Below are 6,854 nucleotides of genomic sequence, written 5' to 3'. Positions count from 1 at the left end.
ATATTGAGTTACTTCGCGCAATAAAATCAGACCATCCACAAAAAATTAATGTGTTGGTTTATCAAAAACATGCAACGAAATTTAATGATTTTCTCAAAAAAATAAATGATAAAGGATCGAGAACAGCGCGATCATGGTCAGGATGCTGGCCAGGAGGTGCAGGATGCCGAAGCGGACGTTGAGCCAGGCGGTGACCAGGCCGGCCAGCGCGCCCGCCGCGACCCCGACCAGGGTCGCCAGCACCGGGTCCAGGCCGGCGACGATCAGGGTGGCGGTGGTGGCGGCGCCGAGCGGGAAGCTGCCGTCGACGGTCAGATCGGGAAAGTTCAGGACCCGGAAGGACAGGAACACCCCGAGCGCGACGAGGGCAAAGATCAGCCCGATTTCGATCGCGCCGAGAAAGGCGATCAGACTCATCAACACATCCTGCGGGGCGGCCGGCGGCGGCCGCGAAACACGAGAGGCCCCGGTATACGGGCTGCGGCCGGACCTGTCATGTCCGGACGGCCCGGTCGGGGCGGAGGGCCGGAAACCCCCTCTCCCGCGGGCGAGAAAGGGGGCTCGGGACGCTTACTTGATCACCTTCTTGGCGCGGCTCAGCACCGCCTCGGGGATGGTGACGCCCATCGCGGCGGCCGATTTGGTGTTCACGAACAGGTCGGTGCCGCTGGCGTTCTTCACCGCGATGTCGCCGGGCTTCTCGCCCTTCAGCACCCGGGCCACGACCGCGCCGGTCTGGCGGCCGACCTCGAAATAGTCGAAGCCGACCGAGGCGATGGCGCCGCGGGTGACGCTGTCGGTATCGCCGGAGAAGACCGGGATCTTGTTCTCGGTGCCGACCTGGATCACGGCCTCGAGCGCCGAGACGACGGTGTTGTCGGTCGGGACGTAGATCACGTCGACCTTGCCGACCAGGCTCTGCGCCGCGCCCTGCACGTCGGCCGACTTGGCGGCGGCGGCGGTGACGATCTCGACCTTCCACTCCGGCGCCATCTCCTGCAGCGCCGCGATCAGCGCCGCCGCATTGGCCTCGCCCGGATTGTAGGGCACGCCGATGGTCTTCACCTTCGGCACGATCTCCTTGATCAGGTTCAGGTGATCGGCCAGCGGCGACAGGTCGGAGATGCCGGTGACGTTGCCGCCTGGATGCTCGAGGTTCTTGACCAGCTGCGCGCCCGCCGGGTCGGTCACCGCGGTGAACACGACCGGGATGTCCTGGGTCGCCGCGACCACGGCCTGGGCCGAGGGGGTGGCGATCGGCACGATCACATTCGGGTTCTCGCCAATGAACTTCTGGGCGATCTGGGCGGCGGTGGCCGGGTTGCCCTGCGCCGATTCCCACTGGAAGACGAGGTTGTCGCCGTCCTTGTAGCCGGCTTCCTCCAGCGCCTTCTTCACGCCGTCGCGGGCGGCGTCCAGCGCCGGATGCTCGACGATCTGGGTGACCGCGACGGTGACCTTGTCGGCGGCGACGGCCGCCGAGGACAGCAGCGCCAGCGCCGCGCCGGCCGCCAGAGCCAAACGGCTGATATGCATGAATATCCCCCCGTGTTTGGTGCCCCGGCTGATGTCGCCGGGCGTCTGTTGCGCATTAGCGCAGGCGGCCGGTGACCCGTCAAGGAACCGCCGCCCGCCTGCGTTTTGTCGGATTTTTCAGGCCGACATAGGACGTCTGGAACAACAGCTGAACCCAACAGTGTCATGCCCGGGCTTGACCCGGGCATCCAGAGAGCGTCGAGACCTTCTGGATTGCCGGGTCAAGCCCGGCAATGACAATGAGGGATTGGCCTGATTTCAGTGTTGATCCGAGAGCGAAGCCTTAGCCCAGGTCGAAGACGATGCCCTGGGCCAGCGGCAGCTCGCGGCTGTAGTTCACCGTCGCGGTCTGCCGGCGCATATAGGCCTTCCAGGCGTCGGAGCCGCTCTCGCGCCCGCCGCCCGTCTCCTTCTCGCCGCCGAAGGCGCCGCCGATCTCGGCGCCCGAAGTGCCGATGTTGACATTGGCGATGCCGCAGTCGCTGCCCGCCGCCGACAGGAAGGTCTCGGCCTCCCGCATATCGGTGGTGAAGATGCAGGAGGATAGGCCCTGCGGCACGTCGTTGTGCTGCATCAGCGCCTGGCCGAACTCTCGGTACTTCATGACGTAGAGGATCGGCGCGAAGGTCTCGTGCTTGACGATGTCGCTCTGCGCCGGCATCTCGGCAATCGCCGGGCGGACGTAGAAGCCGCCGGCCGGGACGCCCGCCGTGACCTGCTCGCCGCCGGTGACGGTGCCGCCCTGGTCGCGCGCGGCGGCCAACGCCTTCTGCATGCCGTCGAACGACGCCTGGTCGATCAGCGGCCCGACCAGCGTGCCCTGCTCCAGCGGACTGCCGATGCGCACGGCGCCATAGGCCTGCTTCAGCGCCGGGACCAGCTTGTCGTAGACGCTGTCATGCACGAACAGCCGGCGCAGCGTGGTGCAGCGCTGGCCGGCGGTGCCGACGGCGCCGAACAGGATGGCCCGCACCGCCATGTCGAGATCGGCCGACGGGCAGACGATCATCGCGTTGTTGCCGCCGAGCTCCAGCAGCGACCGGCCCAGGCGCTGGGCCACGCGCGGCCCGACCTCGCGGCCCATCCGGGTCGACCCGGTGGCCGAGATCAGCGGCACCTTCGGGCTGTCGACCAGGGCCTCGCCGATGGCGCGCCCGCCGATCAGGATCTCGGCCAGGCCGTCCGGCACGCCGCCGAAGCGCTCGGCCGCCTTGCGGAAGATCGCCATTGTGGCCAGCGCCGTGACCGGCGTCTTCTCCGACGGCTTCCAGATCACCGGGTCGCCGCAGACGAAGGCCAGCGCCGCGTTCCACGACCACACGGCGACCGGGAAGTTGAAGGCGGAGATGACGCCGACGGGGCCGAGCGGGTGCCAGGTCTCGGCCATGCGGTGGCCGGGGCGCTCCGACGCGATCGTGAGGCCGTAGAGCTGGCGGGAGAGGCCGACCGCGAAGTCGCAGATGTCGATCATCTCCTGCACTTCGCCCAGGCCTTCCTGCAGGATCTTGCCGGCCTCGATCGAGACCAGCCGCCCCAGCTCGGCCTTGTGGGCGCGCAGCTCCTCGCCGAACAGGCGCACCAGCTCACCGCGACGCGGGCCGGGCACGGTGCGCCAGTTCAGGAAGGCGTTCGACGCGCGCTCGATCCCGGCGGCGGCGTCGGCCTCGGTATTCTCGTGCAGGCGGGCGATCTCGGTGCCGTCGACCGGCGATCGGACGACCAGCGTGCCGCCGGTCAGGGCGTCGGGATCGAGCCCGAGGCTGCGGATGAGATCGTGCAGCTCCATGAAACCAACTCCGGAGAACTTGAAGCGCCGAAGGCGCTGATGGGCGGCATTCGTATCGTTGCGCGGTCTGCGGGGCAAGCGTAGCGGCGACGGGCAAGGTCCGCGGGATGCACCACCAAAAATGGTATTGTCTTCCTAATAAATAGTGTTTATGGTTTGTTCGTATCGTATAAATGGTGGTGGGAACATGGGCGCGGCATTCCTCGAGGCGCTTCATGCCGAAGCTGTGGCCTTGGTCGCGGCGGTACGGCAGACCCGCAGCGCCCGCAGTCTGCTCGATGGGTCGGCCGGGATCGCGACCTACGCCAACGCGCTACGCGAGGCCTATCACTACCAGCACGCGCTGCAGCCGACCCTGGCCCTGGCGGCGGAGCGGATGCTGGATCACGGCCGCCACATGCCGCTGGCGCTGCTGCTGCAGGAGAAGGCGCGGGAGGTGGCCGGGCTGGACCTGAAGGTGCTGGACGATCTCGAGGCGCTGGGCTTCAGCCGGGCCGACGTGGCGACCTCGATGCCGGCGCCGCCGACCCAGGCCTGGATCGCCTGGTTCCGATTCCTCGGCCGCAGCGACCATCCCGCCGGCTTCCTCGGCGTCGCCTATCTGCTCGAATATCTCGCCGCCACCTGCGCCGGGACGGCGGTGGACGGGCTGCAGCGCACGGCGCGGATCGCCGGCATCCGCCGGGCGCTCGGCTTCCTGCGCAACCGGGTCGAAGCGCGAGAGGGCCATGTGCGGACGCTCGCGGCGGCGCTGCCCGCGCTCGACGACCCGGCGGAGATCGACGCGATCCTGACCTCGGCCCGGATGACCCGGATGCTCTATGCCGGGATGCTGCGGGCCGTCGACGGCATGTCGGCGATGCCGGCGCGCCGGATGGCGGGGTGACGCCGTGATCGGCCATGGCTTCCGGCGCTCTGACGTCGCACGGTTCCGTATCGGCTCCGCCGCGGCAAGATACGTCATCGCGGAGGTGCTGCGAGAGGAGGGGCGGAGGATGGCCGTCACCGCGCGGGGCATGACGCCGCTGCTACAGGTTCACGACATGCCGCAGTCGCTGGCCTTCTACCGCGAAGTGCTGGGCTTCGCGATCGTCGACGCCTCGCCCGTGGTCGAGACGCCGGAGGGGCGATTCCCGCATTGGGTGTGGCTGGCGCTCGGGCCGGCCCAGCTGATGCTGAACACCGCCTATGATGACGGGCAGCGCCCGGCCGAGCGGGTCGAGGACCGGCAGCGCTGGCATGGCGACACCTGCCTCTATCTCAGCGTCGACGATGTCGATGCCGTCCATCGGGATCTCCGGTCCAGGCTGCCCGGCCTGCAGCCGCCGGCCGATACGCCCTACGGCATGCGGCAGCTCACTCTCCGCGACCCGGATGGTTACGGCCTGTGCTTCCAGGCGCCGGTCCGGGAGAGGGGCCGCTCCGGGGCTTGAATCTGTCCGCCCGCTGCGCCGTCTGGTAGAAACCGACCCGCATAGAATGGGGGAGGGGGAGGAACCGATGCATGAGGGCGTGGCGCTCAACCGGGCCATGTGGGACGAGCGGGTGGCGACGCATCTCCGCTCGGCCTTCTACAATGTCGACGGCTTCCGCCGCGGCGAGACCGATCTCGGGCCGATCGAGGCGGCGGAGATCGGCGACATCGCCGGGCTGCGGGTGGCCCATCTGCAGTGCCATTTCGGCATGGACACGATGTATCTGGCCCGGCGCGGCGCGCAGGTCACCGGCCTCGACTTCTCCGCCGACGCCATCGCGGCGGCACGGATGCTGGCGGCCGAGACCGGCAGCAGCGCCGCCTTCGTCGAGGGCGACGTCTTCGACGCACCGCGCCTGCTCGGCGAGGGCCTTTATGATCTCGTCTTCACCAGCTGGGGCACGATCATCTGGCTGCCCGACGTCGCCGGCTGGGCCCGGGCGGTGGCGGCGCTGCTGAAGCCTGGCGGCCGGCTCTACTTCCTCGACGGCCATCCGGCGGCGCGGGCACTGGATCAGGCCGGGGCGGACGCGCCGATCTTGCCGACCTATTCCTATTTCCGTGACACACCGATCGAGTATGACGGGCAGGGCAGCTACGCCGATCGCAATGCCGTCTTCACCCATACCCGCTCGGTGGAATGGGACCATCCGCTCGGCGCCATCGTCGGCGCGCTGCTGGCGGCCGGGATACGGCTGACGGCGCTGCGCGAGCATGACGCCGCGGCCTGGCAGATGTGGCCCTGCCTGGTGCCGGGGTCGGACGGGCTTTGGCGGATGCCGGCGGACCGGCCGAACCTGCCGCTCAGCCTCACCATCGAGGCGGTGAAGGGCTGAGGCGCGCCGTCGAGGCTGTCCTGTCCTGAGGGAATCGGCCGGATCGGCTGAACCGTGGCCGGGGGCGGCGTCTCACCGGGGCTTTCCGCATCGCCCCTTATCAGGTGAGGCCGGCGGCGCTTAGCCCCGCGCGGCGATCCGGGCCGGGCCCGACGGGGTGGGGATCTCGATGTCGACCTCGAGAGTCGACACGGAATCGCCGCGGTCGAGCTTGACCTGCACCTTCTCGCGATCGACTGCGATGTGCTTGGCGATCACCGCCAGGATCTCCTCCTGCAGCGTCGCCACCAGGTCGGAGCGTCCGCCGATCACCGATCGCTCATGGGCCAGCAGGATCTGCAGCCGCTCCCGCGCCACCGGGGCGGAGTTGCGCTTGGTGAAGAAGCTGAACAGGCTCATGCAACCCTCCGGCCGAACAGCTTGGCGAAGATGCCCTTCTTGTCGCTGGGCACCGTCATCTCGAGGGTCTCGCCCCTCAGGCGCTTGGCGGCGTCCGTATAGGCCCGGGCCGGGGCGCTGTGCGGGGCGTTGAGGGTGACCGGCGCGCCCATGTTCGACGCCTTCAGCACCTCCTCGCTCTCGGGGATGATGCCGAGCAGCGGGATCGACAGGATCTCCAGCACGTCCTCGGTCTTCAGCATCTCGCCGCGCTCGGCCCTCGCTGGGTCGTAGCGGGTCAGCAGCAGATGCTTCTCGACGCGCTCGCCCTTCTCGGCGCGCTCGGTCTTCGAGTCGAGCAGGCCGATGATGCGGTCGGAGTCACGGACCGAGGAAACCTCGGGGTTGGTCACGACGACAGCCATGTCGGCGTGGCGCATGGCCAGCACGGCGCCCTTCTCGATGCCGGCCGGGCTGTCGCAGATCACCCAGTCGAACTTCTCCTTCAGCTCGCCGATGACCCGCGACACGCCCTCCATGGTCAGGGCGTCCTTGTCGCGGGTCTGCGATGCGGCCAGCAGCGACAGCGTGTCCACCCGCTTGTCGCGGATCAGCGCCTGCGGCAGCTTGGCGTCGCCCTGGACCACGTTGATCAGGTCGAACACCACACGGCGCTCGGACCCCATCACCAGGTCGAGATTGCGCAGGCCGACGTCGAAGTCGACGACGACGACATTCTGCCCGCTCTGGGCCAAGGCCGCGCCCAGCGCCGCGGTGGAGGTCGTCTTGCCGACGCCGCCCTTTCCGGATGTCACGACCAAGACCTTGGCCATATTCGCGTCTC

At 68.5% G+C, this 6,854-nt stretch carries 8 protein-coding genes; 3 read left to right on the top strand and 5 right to left on the bottom strand.

Annotated elements, in window-relative coordinates; translation table 11 throughout:
* Nucleotides 1–93: 93 nt before the first annotated feature.
* The 3 genes from ABDW35_RS04970 to ABDW35_RS04960 form a co-directional block, all read right to left on the bottom strand.
* A complete protein-coding gene (locus ABDW35_RS04970) occupies nucleotides 94–417 on the bottom strand; it encodes a hypothetical protein (protein WP_343712745.1) in 324 nt (107 codons plus the stop codon).
* A 153-nt stretch (nucleotides 418–570) separates the two neighbouring features.
* Complete coding sequence (locus ABDW35_RS04965; RefSeq protein WP_343712744.1) at nucleotides 571–1,536, bottom strand: ABC transporter substrate-binding protein; 966 nt, start codon at nucleotides 1,534–1,536, stop codon at nucleotides 571–573.
* 283 nt (nucleotides 1,537–1,819) lie between these two features.
* Entirely contained in the window at nucleotides 1,820–3,322 is a 1,503-nt protein-coding gene (locus ABDW35_RS04960) for an aldehyde dehydrogenase family protein (RefSeq protein ID WP_343712743.1), read from the bottom strand.
* 187 nt (nucleotides 3,323–3,509) lie between these two features.
* Here ABDW35_RS04960 and ABDW35_RS04955 point away from each other — a divergent pair, with 187 nt between their 5' ends.
* The 3 genes from ABDW35_RS04955 (at nucleotide 3,510) to ABDW35_RS04945 (ending at nucleotide 5,632) form a co-directional block, all read left to right on the top strand.
* The gene (locus ABDW35_RS04955) at nucleotides 3,510–4,208 is read left to right on the top strand and encodes an iron-containing redox enzyme family protein (RefSeq protein ID WP_343712742.1); all 699 of its coding nucleotides are present in this window, start codon (nucleotides 3,510–3,512) and stop codon (nucleotides 4,206–4,208) included.
* A 109-nt stretch (nucleotides 4,209–4,317) separates the two neighbouring features.
* Complete coding sequence (locus ABDW35_RS04950) at nucleotides 4,318–4,755, top strand: VOC family protein (RefSeq protein WP_343712741.1); 438 nt, start codon at nucleotides 4,318–4,320, stop codon at nucleotides 4,753–4,755.
* 67 nt (nucleotides 4,756–4,822) lie between these two features.
* The gene (locus ABDW35_RS04945) at nucleotides 4,823–5,632 is read left to right on the top strand and encodes a class I SAM-dependent methyltransferase (protein WP_343712740.1); all 810 of its coding nucleotides are present in this window, start codon (nucleotides 4,823–4,825) and stop codon (nucleotides 5,630–5,632) included.
* 120 nt (nucleotides 5,633–5,752) lie between these two features.
* Here ABDW35_RS04945 and minE read toward each other — a convergent pair whose 3' ends face one another.
* Both minE and minD read right to left on the bottom strand, forming a co-directional pair.
* Nucleotides 5,753–6,031: a cell division topological specificity factor MinE gene (gene minE / locus ABDW35_RS04940; RefSeq protein ID WP_034831005.1), complete on the bottom strand. Its 279-nt coding sequence runs from the start codon at nucleotides 6,029–6,031 to the stop codon at nucleotides 5,753–5,755.
* Complete coding sequence (minD, locus tag ABDW35_RS04935) at nucleotides 6,028–6,843, bottom strand: septum site-determining protein MinD (RefSeq protein ID WP_343712739.1); 816 nt, start codon at nucleotides 6,841–6,843, stop codon at nucleotides 6,028–6,030. Before minD ends, minE begins: the two co-directional genes overlap by 4 nt.
* Between the last annotated feature and the right edge of the window lie 11 nt (nucleotides 6,844–6,854).

This window comes from Inquilinus sp. (genome assembly GCF_039594555.1).
In the GTDB taxonomy this organism is placed as follows: domain Bacteria; phylum Pseudomonadota; class Alphaproteobacteria; order DSM-16000; family Inquilinaceae; genus Inquilinus.
Note: the sequence above shows the minus strand (reverse complement) of the source record. Positions and strands in the feature narration are given on the sequence as shown.